Annotated in this window: 19 protein-coding genes and 1 pseudogene; 11 read left to right on the top strand and 9 right to left on the bottom strand. The window is 72.3% G+C overall.

Annotated elements, in window-relative coordinates; all coding sequences use genetic code 11:
* Window positions 1-216: pseudogene (locus tag B207_RS0127810) on the bottom strand (hypothetical protein); the annotation flags it as partial.
* 156 nt (window positions 217-372) lie between these two features.
* Here B207_RS0127810 and B207_RS0127805 point away from each other — a divergent pair.
* The 5 genes from B207_RS0127805 to B207_RS0127785 all read left to right on the top strand — a co-directional run bounded on the left by B207_RS0127805 (window position 373) and on the right by B207_RS0127785 (window position 5,029).
* Window positions 373-1,635, top strand: coding sequence for a low temperature requirement protein A (locus B207_RS0127805; RefSeq protein WP_018639975.1), 1,263 nt, complete (start codon window positions 373-375; stop codon window positions 1,633-1,635).
* Window positions 1,636-1,898: 263 nt separating this feature from the next.
* Window positions 1,899-3,089, top strand: coding sequence for an aminotransferase-like domain-containing protein (locus B207_RS0127800; protein WP_018639974.1), 1,191 nt, complete (start codon window positions 1,899-1,901; stop codon window positions 3,087-3,089).
* A 28-nt stretch (window positions 3,090-3,117) separates the two neighbouring features.
* The gene (locus tag B207_RS0127795) at window positions 3,118-4,083 is read left to right on the top strand and encodes a D-alanine--D-alanine ligase family protein (protein ID WP_018639973.1); all 966 of its coding nucleotides are present in this window, start codon (window positions 3,118-3,120) and stop codon (window positions 4,081-4,083) included.
* A 65-nt stretch (window positions 4,084-4,148) separates the two neighbouring features.
* Window positions 4,149-4,457, top strand: coding sequence for a hypothetical protein (locus tag B207_RS0127790; protein ID WP_018639972.1), 309 nt, complete (start codon window positions 4,149-4,151; stop codon window positions 4,455-4,457).
* Window positions 4,454-5,029, top strand: a complete 576-nt coding sequence (locus B207_RS0127785) for a hypothetical protein (RefSeq protein ID WP_018639971.1) — start codon at window positions 4,454-4,456, stop codon at window positions 5,027-5,029. Before B207_RS0127790 ends, B207_RS0127785 begins: the two co-directional genes overlap by 4 nt.
* 99 nt (window positions 5,030-5,128) lie before the next feature.
* On the opposite strand, the gene B207_RS0127780 is transcribed toward B207_RS0127785, so the two are convergent.
* Window positions 5,129-5,782, bottom strand: a complete 654-nt coding sequence (locus B207_RS0127780) for a carbonic anhydrase (protein WP_018639970.1) — start codon at window positions 5,780-5,782, stop codon at window positions 5,129-5,131.
* Window positions 5,783-6,227: 445 nt separating this feature from the next.
* On the opposite strand from B207_RS0127780, the gene B207_RS40245 reads away from it, so the two are divergent.
* On the top strand, window positions 6,228-6,710 hold the full coding sequence (locus B207_RS40245) for a hypothetical protein (RefSeq protein ID WP_154675667.1): 483 nt from the start codon (window positions 6,228-6,230) through the stop codon (window positions 6,708-6,710).
* 235 nt (window positions 6,711-6,945) lie between these two features.
* Here B207_RS40245 and B207_RS0127775 read toward each other — a convergent pair whose 3' ends face one another.
* From B207_RS0127775 to B207_RS40240, 3 genes are read right to left on the bottom strand one after another with little or no spacing between them, the layout of a single operon-like run.
* A complete protein-coding gene (locus B207_RS0127775; protein ID WP_026311516.1) occupies window positions 6,946-9,069 on the bottom strand; it encodes a cytochrome c oxidase assembly protein in 2,124 nt (707 codons plus the stop codon).
* Between the two features lie 4 nt (window positions 9,070-9,073).
* Window positions 9,074-9,691 carry a copper resistance CopC family protein gene (locus tag B207_RS0127770; protein ID WP_018639968.1) on the bottom strand — a complete coding sequence of 206 codons (618 nt, stop codon included), beginning with the start codon at window positions 9,689-9,691 and terminating at the stop codon, window positions 9,074-9,076.
* 34 nt (window positions 9,692-9,725) lie between these two features.
* Window positions 9,726-11,591, bottom strand: coding sequence for a bis-aminopropyl spermidine synthase family protein (locus tag B207_RS40240; protein ID WP_230205271.1), 1,866 nt, complete (start codon window positions 11,589-11,591; stop codon window positions 9,726-9,728).
* 30 nt (window positions 11,592-11,621) lie between these two features.
* Between B207_RS40240 and B207_RS40235 the strand changes: the two genes are divergently transcribed.
* A complete protein-coding gene (locus tag B207_RS40235) occupies window positions 11,622-13,010 on the top strand; it encodes an NAD(P)/FAD-dependent oxidoreductase (RefSeq protein ID WP_018639966.1) in 1,389 nt (462 codons plus the stop codon).
* A gap of 8 nt (window positions 13,011-13,018) precedes the next feature.
* Here the strand turns inward: B207_RS40235 and B207_RS0127755 are convergent, their stop codons facing one another.
* From B207_RS0127755 to B207_RS35980, 3 genes are all read right to left on the bottom strand, one after another.
* Entirely contained in the window at window positions 13,019-15,595 is a 2,577-nt protein-coding gene (locus B207_RS0127755) for an HAD-IC family P-type ATPase (protein ID WP_018639965.1), read from the bottom strand.
* Window positions 15,596-15,742: 147 nt separating this feature from the next.
* Window positions 15,743-16,729, bottom strand: a complete 987-nt coding sequence (locus B207_RS0127750; RefSeq protein WP_018639964.1) for an undecaprenyl-diphosphate phosphatase — start codon at window positions 16,727-16,729, stop codon at window positions 15,743-15,745.
* A 141-nt stretch (window positions 16,730-16,870) separates the two neighbouring features.
* Complete coding sequence (locus tag B207_RS35980; RefSeq protein WP_018639963.1) at window positions 16,871-17,134, bottom strand: hypothetical protein; 264 nt, start codon at window positions 17,132-17,134, stop codon at window positions 16,871-16,873.
* Between the two features lie 166 nt (window positions 17,135-17,300).
* Here B207_RS35980 and B207_RS0127740 point away from each other — a divergent pair, with 166 nt between their 5' ends.
* Window positions 17,301-18,137: a hypothetical protein gene (locus B207_RS0127740; protein WP_018639962.1), complete on the top strand. Its 837-nt coding sequence runs from the start codon at window positions 17,301-17,303 to the stop codon at window positions 18,135-18,137.
* Window positions 18,138-18,577: 440 nt separating this feature from the next.
* On the opposite strand, the gene B207_RS0127735 is transcribed toward B207_RS0127740, so the two are convergent.
* Entirely contained in the window at window positions 18,578-19,210 is a 633-nt protein-coding gene (locus B207_RS0127735; protein WP_018639961.1) for a hypothetical protein, read from the bottom strand.
* A gap of 319 nt (window positions 19,211-19,529) precedes the next feature.
* Here B207_RS0127735 and B207_RS0127730 point away from each other — a divergent pair, with 319 nt between their 5' ends.
* The 3 genes from B207_RS0127730 to B207_RS39135 all read left to right on the top strand — a co-directional run.
* A complete protein-coding gene (locus B207_RS0127730) occupies window positions 19,530-21,143 on the top strand; it encodes a hypothetical protein (RefSeq protein ID WP_051102694.1) in 1,614 nt (537 codons plus the stop codon).
* Window positions 21,140-22,387 (top strand): transporter substrate-binding domain-containing protein, encoded by a 1,248-nt coding sequence (locus B207_RS0127725; protein WP_018639960.1) that lies wholly within the window; start codon window positions 21,140-21,142, stop codon window positions 22,385-22,387. Before B207_RS0127730 ends, B207_RS0127725 begins: the two co-directional genes overlap by 4 nt.
* On the top strand, window positions 22,299-22,490 hold a 192-nt coding region (locus B207_RS39135), incomplete at its 3' end, for a transposase domain-containing protein (RefSeq protein WP_230205270.1). The genes B207_RS0127725 and B207_RS39135, both read left to right, overlap by 89 nt.

Below are 22,490 nucleotides of genomic sequence, written 5' to 3'. Positions count from 1 at the left end.
CGTCAGCCGGTTCGCGACCAGCGCGGCGATCACGTCGCCGTGGGTGGCCCGGTTGACCTTGTCACGCATCGGGGCGAGCCGGTCGATCGTGCCCGCCAGATCGAGGCGGGCCAGGTAGTCACGCACGACGGGCAGCGCGCCGAGCGGCTTCTCGACGCTCGGCGGCCCGTAGTCCATCACGACCGTCACAGCCAGGAACAGTCCCAGGCCTGTCACTACCGATCGCGGTCACCCCGACGTGATCCGAACAAGAGACCAAGCAGCTGGCTCACCGCACGCACGTGCGGAAGACAGGACTAGCCCGGCCGCCTTGCGGAACTCCTCCATCCCAGGTCAGGCCGCTGAAGACGACAGCCCCTCAGGAGGTCACTGATGGAGAACCTGCGGCATCGGACGTCCAGGATGGCGGGGCGGGATCCTCAGGAGGAACACCGGGCGGCGACCCCGCTGGAGCTGCTCTTCGACCTGGCGTTCGTGGTGGCGTTCGGGACTGCGGCGAACGAGCTGGCGCACGCCCTCGCCGCCGACCACGTGGCCGACGGGATCGTCGGGTTCGCCTTCGCGACGTTCGCGGTGTCCTGGGCGTGGATCAACTTCGCCTGGTTCGCGTCGGCGTACGACACGGACGACTGGCTCTACCGGCTGACCACCATGCTGCAGATGGTCGGGGTGCTGGTGCTCGCGCTGGGCCTTCCGGCGATGTTCGCCTCCCTCGACCACGGGGAGACGCTGGACAACGACGTGATGGTCTGGGGCTACGTCGTGATGCGGGTCGCGATGCTGATCCAGTGGCTGCGGGCCAGCCGGCAGGATCCGGCCCGCCGCGGCGCGCACGCCTCCTACATCGGGTCCATCGTCGTCTCCCAGATCGGCTGGTGCGCGCTGGCGATCGTCGACCTGCCGATCAGGACGACGTTCGCGCTGATCGCGGTGCTGGTACTGATCGAGCTGAGCGGTCCGGTGCTGGCGGAACGCCGGTTCGGCGGCACGCCCTGGCACGCGCATCACATCGCCGAGCGGTACGGGCTGATGGTCATCATCACGCTCGGTGAGGGGCTGCTCGGCACGATGGTGAGCCTGACCGCGCTGACCACCGCCGGCCTGACGTTCGACGTCGCACTGCTCGCGCTCGCCGGTACGGCGTTGACCTTCGGGATGTGGTGGACGTACTTCGTGATCCCGCACGGGGAGATCCTGCATGCCCGCCGGGGCCGGTCCTTCGGCTGGGGCTACGGTCACCTGCCGCTGTTCGGTGCGATCGTCGGCGTCGGGGCCGGGCTGCATGCGGCGGCGTACTTCCTGGAGCACCACAGCGAGCTGTCGCTGGTCGGGACGGTGCTGACAGTCGTCGTGCCGCTGGCGGTGTACGTGTTCGCGCTGTACCTGTTCTACGCGGTCATCAGCCGCAGCATCGACCCGTTCCACCTGCTGCTGGTCGCGCTTTCGGTGGGTTTCCTGGTCGCCCCGGTCCTGATGGCCGCGAGCGGGGTGTCCGTCACCTGGTGCCTCGTCGTGGTGGCCTTCACTCCGTGGGTGACGGTAGTGGGCTACGAGACGGTCGGCTACCGCCACAACATCGGTGTGGTGAGGAGCCTGCACGAACAGCCGGTGCCGGATACCGAGGCGGGCGCATAGTCGCCGGCCCGGCCCGGCCCGGGCCGGCGCCGGCGCGCGAATAGCGAGTGTCGCGACGTTCCCGAGGGCAAACTGGCGAGGCTGGACAGCCGCCCGTGGCGCATGGCAGACGGAGCGCGTCGACCCGACTGGCGCAGGCGGATCGGCTGACGCCCGTGGTGGCCGTCGCGGGCCGATGCGCAATGGGGTGGGTACGGCAGGTAGGGTCGCGGAGCGTGACTCTTGATCGGTGGCGGGATCGGTACGCCCAGCGTGCCCAGGGGATGATCGCGAGCGAGGTTCGGGCGCTGTTCGCGGTGGCATCCCGTCCCGAGATCGTGTCGCTCGCCGGAGGGATGCCTCCGGTCGACGTCCTTCCGTTGGAGGCGTTCGCGGCGACGGTGTCGGAGCTGGTGTTGAGCCGGGGTGCGGTGGCGCTGCAGTACGGCTCGGCACAGGGCGATCCGGGGCTGCGGGCGCGGATCTGCGACGTGATGGCGATGGAGGGCATCACCGACGCCCACCCTGACAGCGTGGTGGTGACCGCCGGATCGCAGCAGGCGCTGGACCTGCTCACCCGCGTGTTCATCGACCCGGGCGATGTCGTGGTCACCGAGGGGCCGACCTATGTGACCGCGATCAACACGTTCGCGGCCTATCAGGCGCGGATCGTGCACGTGCCGATGGACGGCGACGGCCTGTCACCCGACGCGCTCGCGGAGACGCTGGAGCGGCTCGCCGCGGAGGGTGCCCGGGTGAAGCTGCTCTACACGGTGCCGACGTTTCAGAATCCCGGCGGGATCACGCTGACGGGCCCGCGGCGGGCCGAGGTGATCGAGCTGTGCCGCCGCGCGGGGGTGTTGGTCGTCGAGGACAACCCGTACGGGCTGCTGTCGTTCACGGGTGAGCCGGTGCGGGCGATGCGCGCCGACGCCCCGGACGACGTGGTCTACCTGGGGTCGTTCTCGAAGACGTTGGCGCCGGGGCTACGGGTCGGGTGGGCGCTCGCCCCGCCCGCGGTGACGGCGCGGCTCGTGTTGGCGGCGGAGTCGGCGATCCTGTCGCAGTCGATGTTCACGCAGCTGGCGGTCGAGCGGTACCTGGGGACCCAGCCGTGGGCGGAGCAGGTGAAGGCGTTCCGGGAGATGTACCGGGAGCGCCGCGACGCGATGCTCGACGCGCTGGCCGAGGCGATGCCGCCCGGTGCGAGCTGGACGCGCCCCGACGGGGGGTTCTTCGTCTGGGTGACGCTGCCGGACGGGGTGGACACCAAGGCGATGTTGCCGCGGGCGATCGCCGCCCGGGTCGCCTACGTTCCCGGGATCGGGTTCTACGCAGACGGGTCGGGCGGTACCAGCATGCGGCTGTCGTACTGCTACCCGCCGCCGGAGCGCATCCGTGAGGGGGTCGGTCGCCTCGGCGCGGTCGTACGCGACGAGCTGGCCCTTCGTGACACCTTCGCCTCCCGTCCCTGATGTGCCCGACCCCGTGGAGGACGCGACGATGACTGACCTGGGCCGTGTGCTGATCCTCGCCGGCGGGTTGTCGCCCGAGCGGGAGGTCTCCCTGCGTTCGGGGGGGCGGCTGCGTGACGCGCTGACCCGCATCGGGGTCGAGGCCGAGCTGGCCGACGTCGACGCCGCGACGCTGCCGGCGCTGGCGGCCGACCCGCCCGAGGTGGTGTTCCCGGTGCTGCACGGGTCCTCGGGGGAGGACGGCACGATCCGCGAGGTGCTGGATCTGTACGACCTGCCCTACGTGGGCGCCCTGCCACCGGCGTGTCGGGTAGCGTTCGACAAGGCGACGGCGAAGGCGGCTGTCGCCGCCGCGGGGGTGGCGACACCGGCGGCGGTGACGCTGCCCCGGGAGGCGTTTCACGATCTGGGGGCCGCCGCGCTGATCGAGCGGATCGTCGCCCGGCTGGGACTGCCGGTGGTGGTGAAGCCCCGCGCGGGTGGATCGGCGTTCGGGGTGAGCCGGGTCGACGACGCGGGCGGGCTCGCCGAGGCGCTGATGAGCTGTTTCGGCTACCACGACTCGGCGCTGATCGAACAGGCCGTCGCCGGGGTCGAGATCGCTGTCGGTGTGCTCGACACCGGTGAGGGGCCGGTCGCGTTGCCGGCCGTCGAGATCGAGCCGGTGGCAGGGGTCTACGACTACGCGGCCCGGTACACCGCGGGCGCAACCTCGTTCTTCACCCCGGCGCGCCTCGGTGGGGAGGTGCTGCGCGCCGCCGCCGAGGCCGCGGTGACGGCGCATCGTGCACTGGGGCTGCGGGACCTGTCCCGCACCGACATGATCGTCGACGGTGACGGTGTCGCGCAGTTCCTGGAGGTGAACGTGGCCCCCGGCATGACCGACACCAGCACCTGGCCGATGGGCCTGCACGCCGCCGGTCTCGACCTCGCGGTGGTCTGCCGCGACCTGGCGGCCCACGCACGCGACCGCCGCGGCGCCCCTCGCGGTTGATCAGAAGTGGTGCCTTGACCCGGTCCGACCCGCGGCCCGTCGCAGGCCGCTGGCATCCTGGGGACGTGGAGACTCCGGCAGACGACCTCGCGCCCCGTCCACCGGCCGCGCCGGCCGCGCCGGCCGCGTCGGCCGTGACGGAGGTGCCGCGGGCGGCGGAGGAGCGCGCGGCGTACTACCGGGCGCGGGCCGCGGAGGCGATGGTGCGCGCACGTGCCCTGGTGGGGCGGCCGTGGACGTCGGATCCGGGGCTGCGGGTGCAGGTCGAGGCGATCCTCGCGATGTCGCCCGAGGACAGGCTGCGGCAGCTGGAGGAGCAGGTCGCGACGCTGGCGGCGCTGCGTCCCCTCGGGCCGGCGGTAGCCGGGCGGTGAGGAGGTTCGAGCTCCGCGGCCTGCTGCGGCGCCTGGCCGACCATCAGGTGCACTATGTGATCGTCGGCGGAGTCGGCGCTCGGCTGCAGGGCGCCCCGAACATCACCGACGACCTCGACATCGTCCCCGAGCCCACCCCGGACAACCTCGCCCGGCTCGCGGCCGCGCTCTCCGGCCCGTCCACGGCGAAGAAGGCCGTCGACTCCACCGAGTACACCCCACACCCGGTCGTGGAACCCGCCGAGTTCTACACCGACTACATGGCCATGTACGTCACGTCCGCCGGCGCGCTCGACGTCCTGATCGAACTGCCCGGCGTCGGCCCCTACGACGCGCTGCGCCGCGAGGCCCGCAGCTACGAGCTGCCCGACTACGGACTGACCATCCACGTCGCCAGCCTCGACCACATCATCCGCTCGAAGGAGACCGCCGGGCGCAGCAAGGACTTCCTCGTCCTGCCCGGCCTCTACGAGGCGGCCACCCGCCTCACCGAACAGGGCGACAGCTACGAACTGGAGACGTCCGCCCTCACCGTCGACGTCCCACCCGCCGGTTCGGACGACGATTCCTGAGGTGGTGGGGTAGCCGCTCGAACCCGCGGGGCTGACGCCCACCCGAGTACTCGACCCGCCGGCTGGTACGCCCGGGTTCGGAGGCCTTGCTGATGCGGGTTACTCGTGCGGGTTGTCGGGGGCTGTGGGTACCGGTCCGTGGCTGTTGACCATGCTGACGGTGCCCTCCCCGAGCCGGTATGACAGGCCGACCACCGCGCATCGTCCTGCGGCGACCTCGGCCGCGAGCAGGACCGACCGGCCGACCAGGCCGTCCACCGTCCGCTGGATGTGCGTGCGCACGAACGCGTCGATATCGGCGTGTCCGGCGGCCCGTGCGGACAGCACACTCGGCATGACCCGCTCGACCACGTCTCCGAGATAGCCCGCAGGCGCGGTCCCGTCACGATCCGCCTCGGACGCCGCGGTGACGGCGCCGCACGAATCGTGGCCGAGAACGACGACGAGAGGCGCGCCGAGCACACTGACGCCGTACTCGATGCTGCCCAGCACCTCGGGCCCGGCGACGTGCCCGGCGGTCCGGACCACGAAGAGGTCACCCAGCCCCCGATCGAAGATGATCTCGGCTGCCAGCCGGGAGTCGGAACATCCGAACAGCACGGCGAACGGACGCTGCCGAGGCGCCACCGCCGATCGACGGTCGGCGTCCTGGTTCGGGTGCAGCCGCTCACCCTGCACGAAACGCGCGTTGCCCTCCTTCAGGACCGCGAACGCCTCGGCGGGCGAGGAAACAGCGAGATCAAATTCGGACACGCACAGCAACCTATCGCTGGTCCGGGGCGCACCGGGCCCGATCGCGACAACACCGCCAACATTGCGGAAGTCCCACAGACAGGGTCGCAGGAGTCGGCAGCGACGGTCACCGGCAGTGCCGCGCCGACGCAGACGGGCGTCCCGTCGTCTCTCCGGCCCTACTCCCGGTCGTCGTCGCTGGCGACCGGGGACGGGTGTTGCTCGGGTTCAGCTCCTCATCACCCGGTTCGGCCTGGTGCGGTGCCCATCCGGGTGGGGTGTACGTCCCCGCCCACGCCAGCAGGTCGCGTACCGGGCCGGTGAGGGGGCGGTGTGGAGGCTGAGGGTGTAACTGACCTCTACGGGACCCGGGGCGGTTCAAGGCGGCGGAAGGACCGAGAAGACATCGTCCAGTTCGCTGCGCCATACCCTTACTGAAGGCCCTCGGCTGCGACACACTGGATGAGTGAGCGACGGGAGAACCACAGACGATTTTCGTTTTGTCCCGGTGCATGCTCCGGGAGCAGGAGAACTGGAGAAAACTCAGCCTTTTAATCTGCACGACCTTGGGGTGGTCGGGACGCTCGCTGTTTGCGACGTAGACGAGCCGCCAAAGGAAAATACCCTGCCGAGCACAAGTATCAAGATTACTCAGTACATCCGTTTGGTTGATAATTCTTTGATAAGACTTGACATGGATCGAGGCTTCACCGCTTTCCGGTACGCGGCCAGCGGGGAAGTATCCTGGGCGCGAAAAGCGGGCGACTTGGTCGCAGAAATCCTGGACTTGGTGCGAGCAGATGATGAGGATGATCCCGATCTTCACCCCTGGGAGGAACTTGCCGAGGCGGCACAGAAGCGCGGCATCAGCGTCAATGGTGCTGTACTGCGTGAACTGCCATATCAGGTGCTGCTGACAGCTGAGGTCATTGCCTTGTTTGAGCTCTGAAACTCAGGCGGCGCTGTTGCGTTCAGCGACGGCGGGGCATACCAGCGGCCGAGGCGGCTGCCGGTCAGACGGCGGCGGGGAGTTCGGTGAGCGCGGCTGCCAGCCGAAGCTGTGGGCGGGTGTCGACCACCAGCAGCTACTGGCCTGGGCGTGCGAGCCCGGGACGCTGGGACGGGCAGGGCGCGCGGAAGAACCCCGCGCGTGCGAGGGTCACGTCCACGGCGCTCGTGTGGCCTCAGGAAGGCGGTCCGCCACCGGTGCCGCGGGGGGAGGCGGCGTCGCTCTGGCTCGGAATGGACGGTTTCGGGGCGGGTCTGGTCCCGTTGAGGCGCGCGAGGTAGGCGTTGTAGGCGTCGAGCTGTTCGTCCACGCCCGTGGTGTCGACCCGCCGCTCACGGGTGCGGGCGCGGCGTTCGTCGGTGCGTGACCACTGCACGGCGAGCACCAGCATCACAACCAGCGTCGGGATCTCGCCGAACGACCAGGTGATGCCACCGGCCGTGCCCTGGTCGTCGAGCGGTGTCGCTCCCCACGGCCGCACCAGCTGCTCGTACCAGCTGCTGCCCAGCACCGTCGTCGTGCTCATGATGGTCAGGCCGAGGAAGGCGTGGAAGGGGATCACCGCGACCAGCATCAGCACCCGCCCCGGATGCGGCGGCCGTTTCGGGAGCGGATCGATCCCGATGAGCACCTCGAAGAAGTAGAAGCCCGTCATCAGGAAGTGGGCGTTCATGAAGAGGTGCCCGAGGTGGTCGTTCATCAGGTGCCCGAGCAGCGGGCTCAGGTACAGGATGTAGAGGCTGCCGGCGAAGTTCGCGGTGACGAACAGCGGGTGGGTGAGCACCCGGGCCGGCCAGGAGTGCAACGCTGCCAGCAGCCATTCCCGCGGCCCGCTGCGGTAGGGCGCTGACGCCGGTCGCAACGCCCGGAGCGCAAGGGTGATCGGCGCGCCGAGAACCAGCGGGATCGGCGCCAGCATCGTGAGAATCATGTGCTGGGACATGTGCACGCTGAGCAGCACCGGGCCGTACAGCCCCAGCCCGCCGGAGGTCACCACGACGACCAGGACGAGCCCGCCGATGAACCCGACCGTGCGGCCGGGCGCCCACCTGTCCCCGCGGCGCGACAGCCTGATCACACCGGCCAGGTAGAGCCCGGCGGCGAGCAGGGCCAGGCCGAGGAACACCCAGTCAGGGCGCCAGGAGGTCAGCAGCCGCTCCGGCGTGATCGGCGGCGGCATCGGGTAGCCGAGCATCGCCTCCGTGGCGTTCGGCGGGAAAGCCTCGTCGTTCACCGGCGGGGGCGTCTGGGAAAGGCCGGCGGCCAGGCCGAAGGTCGCCGCCAGCACGCTGATCTCGACCGCCGCGAGCCCGCGGAACACCCGCCGCCGGGCCGCCGGAGACGAATCCTCGCCGCCCGCTGCCACTGCCGGTGACTCGCCGGCGGCGTCGGCGTCGGCAACCGTGCCGCCGGTCGCGACCGCGCCGGACAGGCGGCCGATCACCCGGCGGCGGACCAGGCCGCCGATCGCCACGGCCGCGACCAGACCGGCGATCTTGCCGAGGATCAGCAGGCCGTAGCGGTCCTCGACCAGCGGGCCGAAGCCGCCGAGCCGGACGGCGGCGCTGGCGATCCCGCCGACCGCGGTCGCCGCCGCGGCCACGGCGGCCAGCCGGGAGTAGCGCCGCAGCGCCGCGAGGAACGGGGCGTCGGCCAGACCGCGCATGGTCGTCAGCGCGAGCAGGCCGCCCGTCCAGACGACCGCCGCCAGGATGTGCACGCCGAGCGCGACGACCGCCAGCGCATGCTGGGACGAGCCGGCCGCGTGGCCGGTGAACGCGGTGGGGATGAGCCCCGCGCAGGCCAGCGCCAGCAGCCACCCGGCGGCCACGGTCGACATCAGGGTCGCACCCACGAGGGCCACGATCAGGGCACACACCGCCACGACGAGCAGTGCCCGGCCCTGCGGCGTCGCTTCGACGAAGGACCGCAGCGCCGACGGGTCCGCCATCTCGCCGGGCGGGCGGGCGGAGATGTCGGAGGCGGTGAAGACCAGCTCCGCGACAGCCGCGGCCGCCCAGACGGCCGCCGCCACGGCCGCCGCCCGGCCGTGCCGGCGGGCCGCCGCCCCCAGCCGGCCCTGCTGGGACGGGATGAGCACGGCCGCGGCGAGCAGCCAGCCGACCGTGCCGACCGAGGCCACCTCGCCGACCACCCGGGCGATCGGCAGCCCCCAGTGCGTGAGCGAGCCGGCGTCGGGCAGGCCGGGGAGGCTCACCTCGGCGGGCGCCGTCGCGACGATCACCAACAGCACGATCAGTGCGACCGCCGCGGCGACCGCGGCCACGGGAACTGTCACCGGGCTACTCCCGCTTCCGTCGGATCAGCACCACCGCGCCGCCCAGTGCGGCGACGGCGGCGATCAGGACGCCGATGATCCACCAGTCCTCGCCCTCCTTCGGGGGCGCCGGGTCGGCCGGAGCTGACGGTGATCCCGACCCCGCCGCTCCCGCCGGCCCGGCCGAAGGCGCCGTCACAGCGGTGGCGGTGGCCGCGGGCGTGGGCTGCCCGGCGGGTGCCGCGGTGGCCGCGGAATCCGCGCCGCCGGCGACCGTGAACGAGAACTCGCCGCTGATCGGATGACCGTCGGCCGAGACCACGCGCCAGGTTACGTGGTATCCGCCGGTCGCGAGGTCCGGGAGGCCCACCGACAGGGTTGTCTCGACGACCTGGGGTTGTCCGGTCTCGACCTGGCGCCCGTCACTGCCGGTCACGGCGACGGTGGCGTAGTCCGTCCAGACCGGTTCGTTGAAGACCAGGGAGATCCGGTCGGGCGGGGTGGCCAGCGTGGATCCGTTGCCCGGCTCGGTGCGCAGCACCGACGAGTGCGCCCAGGCCGGACGGGGCGGGGTGACCAGCACCAGGAAGCCGAGGAGCAGTGCGGCGACCGCCGTCAGCGCTGGGGGCACGGTGCGCGGCACCGGAGCGATCGATCCTCGTTGCACCGGGCCGAGTCTACGTTCTACCAGCGGTAGAAGGCGGTACGCCCGGGGACGGAACACCAGCCCCGGGCTCACCCCGGACCGCGGTCAGCAACCGTTCCAGCGCGGCCCGCGGCACCTCCATCGCCGTCAGCTCCAGGACGTCCTGACCGCCGCCATCGCGCGGGCCGTCCTGCCCGGGCTCAATGATCAGAGCACGGACAAGCGCACGGGCCTCATTCTTGGATACCGTGCGGCCGTCGCCTGCCGCGGCCCGGATGACGCCTTCGCGCAGGACGTTGCCGATCCGCCCGTGCGCGCGCTCCAGTAGCCAGCGGGCGACGAACCCGCCCCCGGCCGCGGCCCCGCCCTCGACCAGCTCCGCGTGGACGGCCACAGACCGGGCGACGCCCGGGTCGGCCGGCGGCACCGGGCGGAAGGTCAGGCGATACTTGGGCTCGACGAGCGCGGCGAGCTGGTCGCGGGCATCGCGGGCGCTCACGTCGGGGTGGTCGGCCGGCACCACGAACCGAGCCCTGGTGGCGGTCACGGCGAGCAGGCCGCGCAGCAGCAGCGGCCCGGGATCCGCGGTCAGGTCGACCGCGACCTCCGCGTCGGGGCGCAGATCCCGGAGATAGTCCGAACCGGTGAACAGGGCGCGCAGACCGAGCCGGCGAGTGCCCGCTCCCGCGGCCGGAACGGCCGAGACAGCCGGTGCAGCCGGGACGGGGGCGGTCGAGACGGGGGCGGTCGGCGCCGCCTCGCCCAGACGCCCCTCGGGGGTGCCGGTGCCGGTGGCGGTGGCCTCGCCGATGACGGTGGTCGCCGCACCCACGTCGACCCGGGCGGCGCTTTCGACGGACTGGCGGCCATGGGTGTAGATGCGCGTTCCGAAACCCTCGGCCAGCCGGTCGAGAACCTTCCAGGTGCGGGTCGTGGGCGCGCAGACGTAAAGGTCGCTCGCGCTTCCCACCGCCTGCGCGCCGTCATAACGGTTGAAGGCCGGCAGAATGGTTTCGAAAACCACACCGAACTGCTGCATGGACTGCTGGACCTGAAATCCCAGCATCGGATGAAGCCGGCTGTGCCCGTAGGCGACGACAACGACACCGTTCACCCGGTCGCGCAGTCCGGAAAGACCCCGGCCGAGGAACAGACCGACGCCGTCCGGCGTGTACGGCGGATCGGTGAGGACGAGATCCGCCCAGTCCCGCGCCGCGGGCGGGAGCGTGAAGCGCAGGTCACCGAACAGCGTGCGGATCGCCAGGTTCTCGGCGCGCGCCGTCTCGTCGATGTACGCCAGTGTCCGCTCGTCGATGTCGACGACGGTGATCTCGGTCCGCGGGCAGGCCCGGGCCAGCGCGACCGACGTCAGATCGTGATCGCCGACGAACAGGACGCGCCGCCCGGCCAGGTCATAGGTGGAGCTGAGCCAGTTCACCCGGCGGCCCAGCGTCTGCGCGGTGGCGGCGACGTGGTCGAGATCCCGGCGGGGGGCCGGCGCGGCCGCGATCAGGGCCGCCAGCGCCTCGACCGGGGCGCCGCCGGAGAGCCCCGCCGGCACGGGACCCGCGCCGGCGCCGGGACCCGGATCCGAACCCGGCCCCAGGCCGAGGCCCGAGCCGGGAGCGATCTCGTCCAGCCCGAAAAAGGCGCGGTACTGAGTGCTCATATCAGGCCGGATCCGGAAACGGCCCGAATCTTCGGTGAGATCTTCTCCCAGGTTTCGCAGAAGGTCCTCGACTGCCCGCCGTGGGGTCGCGGTCGCCACGATGAGCGCCTCGATCGGCTGGCTGGCCCGCGTCAACAGGGAGAGAATTTCGCGCAGCGGCCGGGAGCGCACGCCGAAGCCGCCGAGATAGGCCGCAACGGCGTCCACCGAGGAATTTCTGCCGGTCATGTCGACATTCATATCATCGGGGGAGCAGCGGTGGTCAGGTCGGTCCCGGGCACACTGAGCAGACCGACCGTCACCGTGCGAGAGCAGCCGCCCCGGGTGGTGGTGATCGGCGGGGGCTTCGCCGGGGTGCGCCTGCTCCGCCGGTTGGAGTCACTCGTCCCGGCCGGGCGGGCCCAGCTCGTCGTCGTCTCCCCCGTCGATCATCTGCTCTACACCTCGCTTATCCCGCAGGTCTGCGCCAGCTCCGTCGAACCGCGGCACCTGGCCGTCGCCCTGCGCTCGGTCCTGCGCCGGACGCTGCTGTGCCTCGGTGACGCCGTCGCGGTCGACCTCGCCGCGCGGACGGTGACGACACGCACCGTCGACGGATCAGCCCGCACCATCGCGTGGGACCGGCTCGTCCTCGCGCCGGGCTCGGTCACCGCCACCCCGGAGGTGCCCGGTCTCGCCGAGCACGCGCTGGGCCTGAAGACCCTCGACGAGGCCGTCGCACTGCGTGATCATGTGCTGGCCCGGCTCGAGCTGGCCGACGCCACGGCGGATCCCGGGCAGCGCTCCGCACTGTGCACGTTCGTCGTGGTCGGCGGCGGCTACACCGGCACCGAGCTGGCCGCGCAGCTGGCCGCGTTCACCCGCCGGGCCGCCGCCGTCTGCCAGCGGGTGCGGCCCGGCGACGTCCGGTGGGTCCTGGTGGATCATGCGCCCCGGCTCCTGCACGAGCTCGCGCCGGCGCTGGGCCGGCGCGCCGCCCGGGTGCTCGCCCGACGCGGGATCGATGTCCACCTCGACACCTCCGCGGTGGAGATCAGCGCGGATTCCGTCGTCCTCGCCGCCGGCGGGCCGAACGTCCGCCGGCACACCCGGGTGCCGACCCGCACCGTCGTCTGGTGCGCCGGAGTGGCACCCAGCCCACTCGCGGCCGTGCTCGGGCTGCCGACGGCCCGGGGGCGGCTCGTGACCGACGAGTTCTTCCGGGTCCCCTCCGCCGACGGCGTGTTCGCGCTCGGGGACGTCGCCGCCGTGCCGGACTCCACCCGCGGCGGCGCGCCCGCCGGGCAGACGGCGCAGCATGCCGTCCGGCAGGGCGTCGCCGCCGCCCGCAACGTCGCCGCCTCGCTGGGGATCGGGTCAGCGCGCCCCTACCGGCACCGTGACCTGGGCTTCGTCGTCGACCTGGGCGGCCGGGACGCGGTCGCGAACCCGCTCGGCGTCCCCCTGAGCGGGCTGCCCGCGGCCGTGGTCACCCGCGCCTACCACCTCGCGAGCCTTCCCTCGGCCGCCAACCGGGCCCGCGTGGCGACCGACTGGCTGCTCAACGACCTGTTCGGCCAGGAGATCACCCACTACGCCGCGCCCGGCCCCGCCGACAGAACGATCGCCGCGTCCGAGAACACCCAGATCTACGGGCGGCGCACCTGACAGACTGCCTACTGCCCGCCCCCGCCCCCGCCCCCGCCCGGGTGCCCGGGTGCCCGGGCGGCTTCGGCGTCGAGGTGGCGGCGGGTGAAGAACCAGACGATCTCCAGCGCGACGGCGGCGACGGCGGCGAGGGCGACGCCCGTCCACGGGCCCTTGCTGCCGACCAGCGACAGCTGGAAGAACTCCTGCGCGAACGGCACGACCAGCACCAGCGCGAACGCCGCCGCCATCACGGCGACGAGCAGGATCCGCCACCAGGTGTAGGGGCGGGCGACGATCGCCAGGGCCCACAGCGCGATCAGGAACAGCGTCAGTGTCGCCATGGACGTCTCGGCATCGAGATCGTCGTAGATCGAGCGGGCCACGAAATAGGACACCAGCGTCGCGGCGGCCGCGAGCACACCGGCCGGCATCGCGAACCGCAGGACCCGGCCGACGAAGTCCGGGCGGGCCCGTTCGGCGTTCGGCGCGAGCGCCAGGAAGAAAGCGGGGATGCCGATGGTCAGCGAGCCGATCAGCGTGAGGTGCCGGGGCAGGAACGGGTAGGGCACCTGGGTGATCACCACGACGACGGCGAGCAGGACCGAGTACACCGTCTTGGTCAGGAACAGGTTGGCGACCCGTTCGATGTTGCCGATCACCCGGCGGCCCTCGCCGACGACCGAGGGCAGGGTCGCGAAGCTGTTGTTCAGCAGGACGATCTGGGCGACCGCCCGGGTGGCCTGGCTGCCCGACCCCATGGACACGCCGATGTCGGCGTCCTTCAGCGCCAGCACGTCGTTGACGCCGTCGCCGGTCATCGCGACCGTGTGACCGCGCGACTGCAGGGCGGCGACCATCTCCCGCTTCTGCCGCGGACTGACCCGCCCGAAGATCGAATGGGTCTCCAGAACGTCCGCGAGGGCGTCCTGTTCCTCGGGAAGGGTCCGGGCGTCCACCGGGTCGTCGGCACCGGGCAGGCCGAGGGTCCGGGCCACCGCGCCGACGGACAGCGCGTTGTCACCCGAGATGACCTTGGCCGCGACGCCCTGCTCGGCGAAGTAGCGCAGTGTCTCCGGCGCCTCGGGCCGCAGCCGCTGCGCGATGACGACCAACGCGACGGGCGTGGTCCACGCGGGCGCCCCGGCGGGATCGTCCGCGACGGTGGCGAGGGGGACGTCCAGGCTGGCCAGCAGCAGCACCCGCAGGCCCTGGGCGCCGAACTCGTCGACCTCGGTCAACGCCGGGTTGCCGGCGGGCAGCAGAACGTCCGGTGCGCCGATGAGCCAGGTGGAGGTCGCCCCCAGGGGGTCGGCCAGCTCGGCACCGCTCCACTTGCGGGCCGAGGAGAACGGCACCTCCGCCTGGACGGACCAGCCGTCCGGGGCGGGGTAGGCATCAATGATCGCCTGCATGCTCGGGTTGGGCCGCCGGTCGGCGGCGCCGAGGGTCCCGAGGACAGCCACGACCCGGTCACGGACGACGCCGTCCACGCCGTCCACGCCGCCCGCGCCGCCCGCGCCGTCCGCGACCGGGCCGACGAGGCGCAGCTCGGCGACGTCCATGGCGGCCTCGGTGAGCGTGCCGGTCTTGTCCAGGCAGACGACGTCGACGCGGGCCAGGCCCTCGATCGCCGGCAGCTCCTGGACGAGGCACTGCCGGCGGCCGAGCCGGACCACCCCGACCGCGAACGCCACCGAGGTGAGCAGGACCAGCCCCTCCGGGACCATCGGCACCAGCCCGGCGACCATGCGCCGGACGCCCTCCGCCAGATCGTCGTCGTTGACCGCGATCTGGCTGATGACCAACGCGATCCCGGTCGGGATGATCATCCAGGTGACCACCCGCAGGATCGTGTTGATGCCGTTGCGGAGCTGGGAGTGCACCAGGGTGAACCGGCTCGCCTCCTCGGCGAGCTGCGCGGCGTACGCCTCGCGGCCGACCCTCGTCGCACGGAACGCGCCGGAGCCCGCGACGACGAAACTGCCGGACATCACGTGGTCACCGGGCTGCTTGTGCACCGGATCCGCCTCGCCGGTGAGCAGCGACTCGTCGACCTCCAGGTTGTCGACCTCCAGCAGCAGGCCGTCCACGGCGATCTTGTCGCCCGCCCCCAGTTCGATGACGTCGTCGAGGACGATCTGGGCGGCCGCGAGCTCGGCGGCGACCCCGTCACGGCGCACGACCGGCCGGGCCTCCCCGACGACGGCCAGGCGGTCGAGCGTCCGCTTCGCGCGGACCTCCTGGATGACGCCGATCAGGGTGTTCGCGATGATCACACCACCGAACAGGGCGTCCTGAACCGGGCCGACGATCACGATGAGCACGAACAGCACGCCGACGATGGCGTTGATCCGGGTGAAGACGTTGGCGCGGACGATCTCGCCGACCGACCGGCTCGACCGGACGGGCACGTCGTTGACCCGGCCGTCCGCGACCCGCTCCGCGACCTCGGCCGCGGTCAGCCCGCCGAGCGCATGGCTCTGATCACTCTCGTGGTCGGCCTGGGTACCCGGCTCCTCGGCACCGGCGCTGCCACCGGCCTCGGCGCTGCCACCGGCCTCGGCCGATGCGGGTGTGGAGGTGGTGGCCACCGGCCGGTCCATTTTCCGCCGCTCTCCTTCGATCGCTCCGCGGATCCCGCGCTCCCCCTTGCCGGGCCCACCGTATTTGACGGCCCGATCCGACAGCCCGCCGGCAAGGCCAGGAGGGGACGGGGTGGGACCGGGACGGGGCGGCCGCGGGCAGCGTGGTCAGGCCGGGACAGCCGGCATCCGGCCGGCGAGGACGAGGGCGAGCAGCAGCAGGCCCAGGCCGACGCGGTACACGACGAACGGTGCGAACCCGTGCGCCGAGACGTACCGCAGAAACCACGCGATCGCCGCGTACCCGACGAGGAACGCCGTCACGCTCGCCGCGCCCAGTGGACCCCACGCGACCGTGGACGCCGGCTGCCGCGCCTCCCGGTACAGCCGGTCCAGCCCGAACGCCCCCGACACGATGACGGCGGGGACGGCGAGCAGGAAGGAGTAGCGCGCCGCCGCCTCACGGGAGTAGCGCAGCATGAGCCCGCCGCCGATGGTCGCCCCGGACCGCGACACCCCCGGGATGAGCGCCGTCGCCTGGGCAAGCCCGATCAGCAGGCCGTCGCGGGTGGACAGCTCCGCCAGCGGCCGGCGCGGCGCGGCCCGGCTGCCGGTCCACCGGTCAGCGGCCCACCGGTCGGCGGCCCACCGGTCGGCGGCGCCGAGCAGCAGGCCCACCCCGGCGAGAGTCCCCGCCGTCAGGCGCAGGTCGCGCAGCCGCCCCTTGATGACGTCCTCGAACAGGTAGCCACACGCGCCGATCGGCACGGTGCCGGCCGCGATCAGCCACGCCATGCGCGCCTCGGCCGCCTCGTCCGGGCCGGCCGCCTCGTCCGGGCCAGCCGGGCCGGGACGGGCACCGGACCTGGCGGCGGCACGGCGCGCCCGGCTGGAACGGACGTTCCCGCCCGCGGCCTCGCGTCCCGGGCCGCCGACTGACCGCAGCCAGGCGCGGCCCATGCGCGCGAGGTCCGAACGCAGGTAGACGATCACCGCGGCGGCGGTGCCGATCTGGGTCACGGCGGTGAACGCCGCGCCCGGGTCCTCCCAGCCGGCCAGCGCGGCCACCACCCGCAGATGGGCGCTGGAGGACACCGGCAGAAACTCGGTCAGGCCCTGGACCAGGCCCAGCACCGCGCCCTCGGTCAGGTTCATCGCTTCACCGCGGGATCGGTGTCCACCGCCCCGACGCTATCGGGGCACCCTGGCCACCGCGAGCACCGGGTGCCGGGTGCCGGGTGCCGGGACACCGGGTCCCGCCGGCCTTCTGGACCTACCGGTCAGGCATCGACCCGGTCAGGCGTCGACCGGTCGACGCCGCGCACCGTCGCCGCGGCCCGTCGCCGCCGACCGGGTGTGCTCGGTGACATAGCTGCCCGCCGCGATCGCCGCGGCGATCGGCCACTCGATGGCCTCGACCGCCGCGAGCGTCCCCAGGCCGACGCAGTAGGCCGTCATCTTCGCGGTCGGGATCACAACCGGGCCGAGTCGGTGGTTCGTGTCCGCCGGGGGCGGCCCCATCTCCAGGCGCGCCGTGACGTAGGGCAGGTGCAGCACCACGGTCCGCCCTTCCTGCGGACGTCCGGCTCGGCCACGGATCACCCGCCCGATGGCATGGGCCGCCGCCTTTCCGGGACGCGGCAGACGCCCCGGCTCCTCCCCCGGCAGGGACGAGCCGGCGGACGCGCCCGCCCGCGTCGCGCGGGGCCGACCCGCGGCTGAACCCGTGGCACCCCCGCGCGCACTCGCCGCACGAGCGGACACCGGGCGTGACGGCGCCGTCCGGGTCGCCGCCGTCCGGGTCGCCGCCGCCCTGCCCGCGGCCGCGCGCGCCGTCCCCGGACGGGACGTGGTCGTGGTCGCGCGCGAGGTCCGCGAGGTGGTCGTGCGGGACGCTGCCGTCCCACCTGCTGCGCTCCGTGCGGTGGAGCGCGTACCGGTACCGGTCGCCACTGTGCTCTCGCCAGGCGCCGAGGACGACGCGCCGGGCTTCCCGGTGGTTCCGGGCGCCTGCCCGGGGCCGGAACGTGTCGCCCGCGGCGCCCGCGGGGTCGCGCCGCCTGAACGCGCGCTCCCCCGTGCGGTGCCGGTGCCGGAGCCCGTCCTGGCGCGCCCGGAGGCCACGCGGGACGCCCCCGCCGCGGTCCCGTCAGCGCGGGAAGCAGCCTTCGCCCGGCCGGGCGCGGCCTTCCCGGTACCCGACTCCACCTTCCCCGCATCGGCCGAGACGCCGTCGCGCCGCGTGGACGACGCCCCGTCCGGCGAGAGCGGGGCCTGCGCGTCGGCACCTGTGCGCGGGCCATCGCCCTGGGCGGTTCCGCTCGGGCCCGTGTCGGAGCCGGCGGTCTCCCCCTGCGCACCCGGAGCCGGCCGGTCGGCCCGGGTACCAGGGTCCGGCGCTCCGTCGGCATGGGCCGGGGGCGTGGTCGCGGGCGCCGTCACCGACGAGGTCGTCCCGGAGCCGCTCGCCAGGGCGCCGACAGCGCCAGCGCCGTTCCTGGACGTACTGGTCTCCGATGAGCTGGTCGCCATGGGGCCGTTCCCTCCGTCGCGTGCCGTGTAGCAGCGCACCCACCACAGATCATTATCGCCGAGCGTATATCACTCATGACACAGAGGAGTGTTCGACGTGCCGCACCGTGCGCCACGCGCACCGTTCCTCTGTCGCCCTGCGTCTCATTGACCTGGCTTTGCGACGGCCCAGCGATTTCTTCCCCGCACCCGGCTTGCCTCGGTATCCTTCAGGCCACGAGGTGGCAGCGACCTACGAAACCTGCGTCCGCACCGTGGTGCTCGGTGCGTTCACCTTCCGGCTGGCCGTCTTCTGGGGGTTCGTCTACGCGGCTGTCTTCGTGGGGCCGGGAATCGCGGGCATCGCCGTGGAGCGATACCGCCGCCATCGGGCGCGCCCCGCGGCGCCGGAGATCGCGGACAGACCCGCAGCGAGACGCGCCCGACCAGGAGCTCGGCGCCGCGGTGGTCGAGCTCGGGCAGCCGGACCTCCTACATCGTCCTGGCCATTTCGGCGGCACGTAGCTGACTGATGACCGAGTATCCGGCACGATACAGCGGAGAAAAAGCGTGGCCGGGCTCACTCAGATCATTCTCGGCAACGTCGAAACAACGGCGCCCACCGTAGGTCAGCGCCCGAAAGGCGACATGTCCGGCCACCGGAACGGCGGCACGCTCGCCGTCGAGCTCGAAACGGGTGAGGCACCCTTCGACGATGGCCAGAAAGTGCCGTGTTGCCGCAACGACCGAGGGGTGGGCACCACCCCCGACGACGCCTCCCCCAGCGCTCGCGTAGAGGCTGGTGGTGCCGTCGGCCAGCGAGACAAGCGTCGTGATTCCCTCGGGTTCACCGATTTCCATCAACGCACCCCACACGACGGTGCCACCTGTGTACCGAAGCATTCCCTCGACCGCTGGGTCGAGGGTCAGAACACCCTCCCGAAGCCGGTGGAACAATAGCGAACCGCTGTCGGAACGGCGAAGCCCACTCGTGGCGAACATCGTCCAAATCGTAGTGGTGAACTCAGCATCCGTCCTGTCAACCAGCCAGATCCGAACCAAGTGATCAGTGCTGACTACACTTTTGGTGGTCTGGTCGACGGCGTCCGGACCGTTTTCGGTCACGGGGCTCCCCGGAAGTAGGGCCCGCCGGCCCGCCGCACACGGATCGCAGCGGCGCGACCGCGTGCCGGAGTCGGACGTGTCCCTCCCCCAGGGGCCATCGCCCCTGCCAGGCGAACCGTCCGTCGTCCATCCGACAGCACCCGCGGCGATGAGAGACGAATCAGTCACGTAGGGCACACTGTCGATGTGATTGTTCCGAGGGGAATGTTCCGGTCGAACGATGCGGGCTGGTCGCACCGCTGTCGCTGTCGTCAGGCCGGCGGCCTCGTTCGGGATCCCGTCGCCGACCGCTGCTGGTCCCGGCCGCGGTAGCCCGACCATGACGACCCGCGAGATCTGGCCGCGGCAGCCTTCGGACCGGCCACAGCCCGGCACCGCCGTTCCTGCGGACCCCGGCGACGCGGACGCGGAACCCACCGGCGGAGAAGCGGCGCCGAACGCCGTCCCGGAAGCTGGCCACGGCGGAGCGGGGTCCGGACGCCACGACAGTGGCGACGCCGGAGGGCACCGGTTCGGCCGGTTCGGCCGGGACTGGTTCACCACACCGAGGCTCCTGTGGATCTGCGCCGGAGTCTGTGTCGTCCTGTGCGTCATCGCGGCGGCCGGCACCTTCTCGATGGCGCAGCGCCGGGCGCATGCTGTCGCGGCGATCAGCGGCGCGGTCATGGAGCGCACCGAGGCGTCGTGGGACATCCACCGGTCGCTGGCCCGCGCGGCCGCCGCCGAGGCCGAGACGTTCATCGGGCCGCCGCCAGAGGACGCTCAGGCGCCGGCGGCCGCTCCGCGCTCCGGGGCAGCCGAGGGCGCGGCGGACGCCTCCCGTGAGGGGATCTACCATGAGTTCGATCAGGCGCTGCTGACGGCGGCGGGGGCGATGGTCCGTGCCGGCGCGGGCATCAGCCCGGCGACAGCCGAGCAGGCATGCCCGTCGGCGCGGACACAGGCAGATCCGCCATCCCCCGCCTCGGAGCCCGCCGCGCAGGCAGCGGCAGCGCTCACGACGCTGGTATGCCTCACCCCGGCCTACCAGGAGCTGATCGGTGAGGCCCGGGCGAACAACCGGGCCGGGAACAGCGTGGGCCAGGCCTACCTGCGCAGTGCGAACGCCCTGATGAACGACCGTCTGCTGCCCGCGAGTGCGACGCTCGCCCGCTCGCACACCACCGAGCAGGCCCGGCAGTTCGAGCGGGCCACCCGCTCGCGGGACATCGTGTGGCTGGCGGTGGCCGCGGGCCTGGGGCTGGTGGCACTGATCGGCACACAGATCCTCTGTGTGCTGTGGACCAGGCGGTGGGTGAACCCCGCCATGGTCGCCGCGACGCTGCTGGCGCTGGGCGGGATGGTCTGGCCGCTGGTGGCGCTGGCCGACGAGAGGTCGGCACTGGCATCGGCCAGCGAAAGCCACCAGGTGCGCGGCCTGCTCGCCCGGGCCAACCATCTGGCGCTGCGTGCGGAGGCGGACGTGCTGTACTGGCGCATCGCCCAGGGCGGTGACATCGCCTTCGACGACGACTACGATCAGACGGCCCCGCAGCTTGCCTGCGCAGCCCTCGGCAGCACCACCGCGGAGGCTCCGGGCCGCCTGTGCGCCGCGGCGACCTCCAGGCAGCTCGATGCCAGGATCATCAGCCTCGTCAAGGATGCATGGGACGCCGGTAGCAACGCCATCGGCAGCATCGGCAGCGCGGGTCCGTCGGGCCGGCTCGGCGCGCCTGACGATCCGCAGGCGGTACCCGTCGCCCTGGAACGCTTCGCTGCCCTGGACGAGGCGCTGACCGGAGCGGACGCGGACGCCCGGGCCCGCTTCACCACCGAGGTCTCCCGCGCGGACAGGGCGCTGTGGGGCGTCGCGATCGGTGCCCTCCTGCTGTTCGGCGGGGCCGCGGTGCTGGTCGCCATCGGTCTGGAGCCTCGGATCAGGGAGTACCGGTGACCGGCGTCGCCCCGCACCGCGCCGGCCGCGCACGCGGCCGCGTGAGGAGCCTGGGCCGTACGTGGCTCGCGCTGGTGGTGGTGGTGGGCGTGGCGGTCACCGCGTGTTCCACCGTTCCGGCGAAGCTTCCGGCCGCGGCGGACCAGCCCTGGGGAACCCTGGCCACCGCCTCCGCCGACCCCGGCGCGACCACCGCCGAGCCGAACGAGGACATACCGGTTGAGCCTCGGAACCTCGTACCGCCCATGGATCCCCTGCCGGCACCAGGATCGTTCCCACCGGGCGGGTCGCTGGAGCGAATCTTCGATCGCCGGTACCTGCGGGTGGGCGTCTCCCGTGACACCCAGCTCCGCGGCGCCTGGAATCCGGTGAAGCACCGGTATGAGGGCTTCGACGTGGACATCGCCCACCGGATCGCGGAGGCACTGTTCGGCCCAGGCGATCCGGACAGGGCGGGCACAATTCGGTATGTCCCGGTCAGCTACTCCGAGCGACTCCCCGCGATCGAGAGCGGGCGGGTGGACATCGTGATCAGCACGCTGACCTACACAGAGGCACGGGCGAGGCGGGTGGGGCTTTCCCAGGCCTACTTCACCGCCTACGCCCGGCTGCTGACCCGGCGCGATCCCGCCGGCGCGTCGGCGGCACCCCAGTCGTCCCCGATGGCCGCAGCCCTCGCCAGCCTCCGCGACAAGCGGGTCTGCGCGCCGCGGGCGACAACCTCGCTGACCAACCTGCAAAAAATACTGGCCCAGTTCGGCGGATTCGAGATCGAGGGGGACCTGAACGAACTGTCGGACTGCCTGGTCGCCTTCCAGCAGGGCACGGTCGACGCGGTGGCCGCGAACGACGCCAGCCTGGTGGGGATGCTCGAGCAGGATGCCACAGCCGAACTCGGAGACACCGAAATCGGGGCGAGGGAGTACTACAGCGTCGGATTCACCCGCGGTGACACCGAGCTGGCCGGCTTCGTCAACGGCGTTCTGGAGGGTATACGGCGCGACGAGGCTGTCTGGGCTGGATTGTGCGAAGCTTGGGCTGTTGCCGAGATGCCGTGCGAGGGGTCGAGGCCCAATACCAGGAACTTAAGGTCTGATCGTGTAGGTTCTGGCTGTGCCGAGGCGTGGTCAGGTCAAGGAGAAGGCCGGGGACCGGTTGGTGGACCGGGTCGGGCTGGGGGTGCTGGCCGCGCAGTTCCCGGACGTGCTGGTCGACCGGGTGGTCGCGGAGGCGGGCCGGCGTGAGCGGCGGACGCGGGATCTGCCGGCGGCGTTGATGGTCCGCTATGTGGTCGCGTTGGCGTTGTTCCCCTCGGATGGCTACGACGAGGTGATGCGGCAGGTCAAG

The sequence above is a fragment of the Parafrankia elaeagni genome, from assembly GCF_000374165.1.
In the GTDB taxonomy this organism is placed as follows: Bacteria; Actinomycetota; Actinomycetes; order Frankiales; family Frankiaceae; genus Parafrankia; species Parafrankia elaeagni.
The sequence above is the reverse complement of the archived record's forward strand: the minus strand, read 5'-3'. Positions and strand labels throughout refer to the sequence as shown.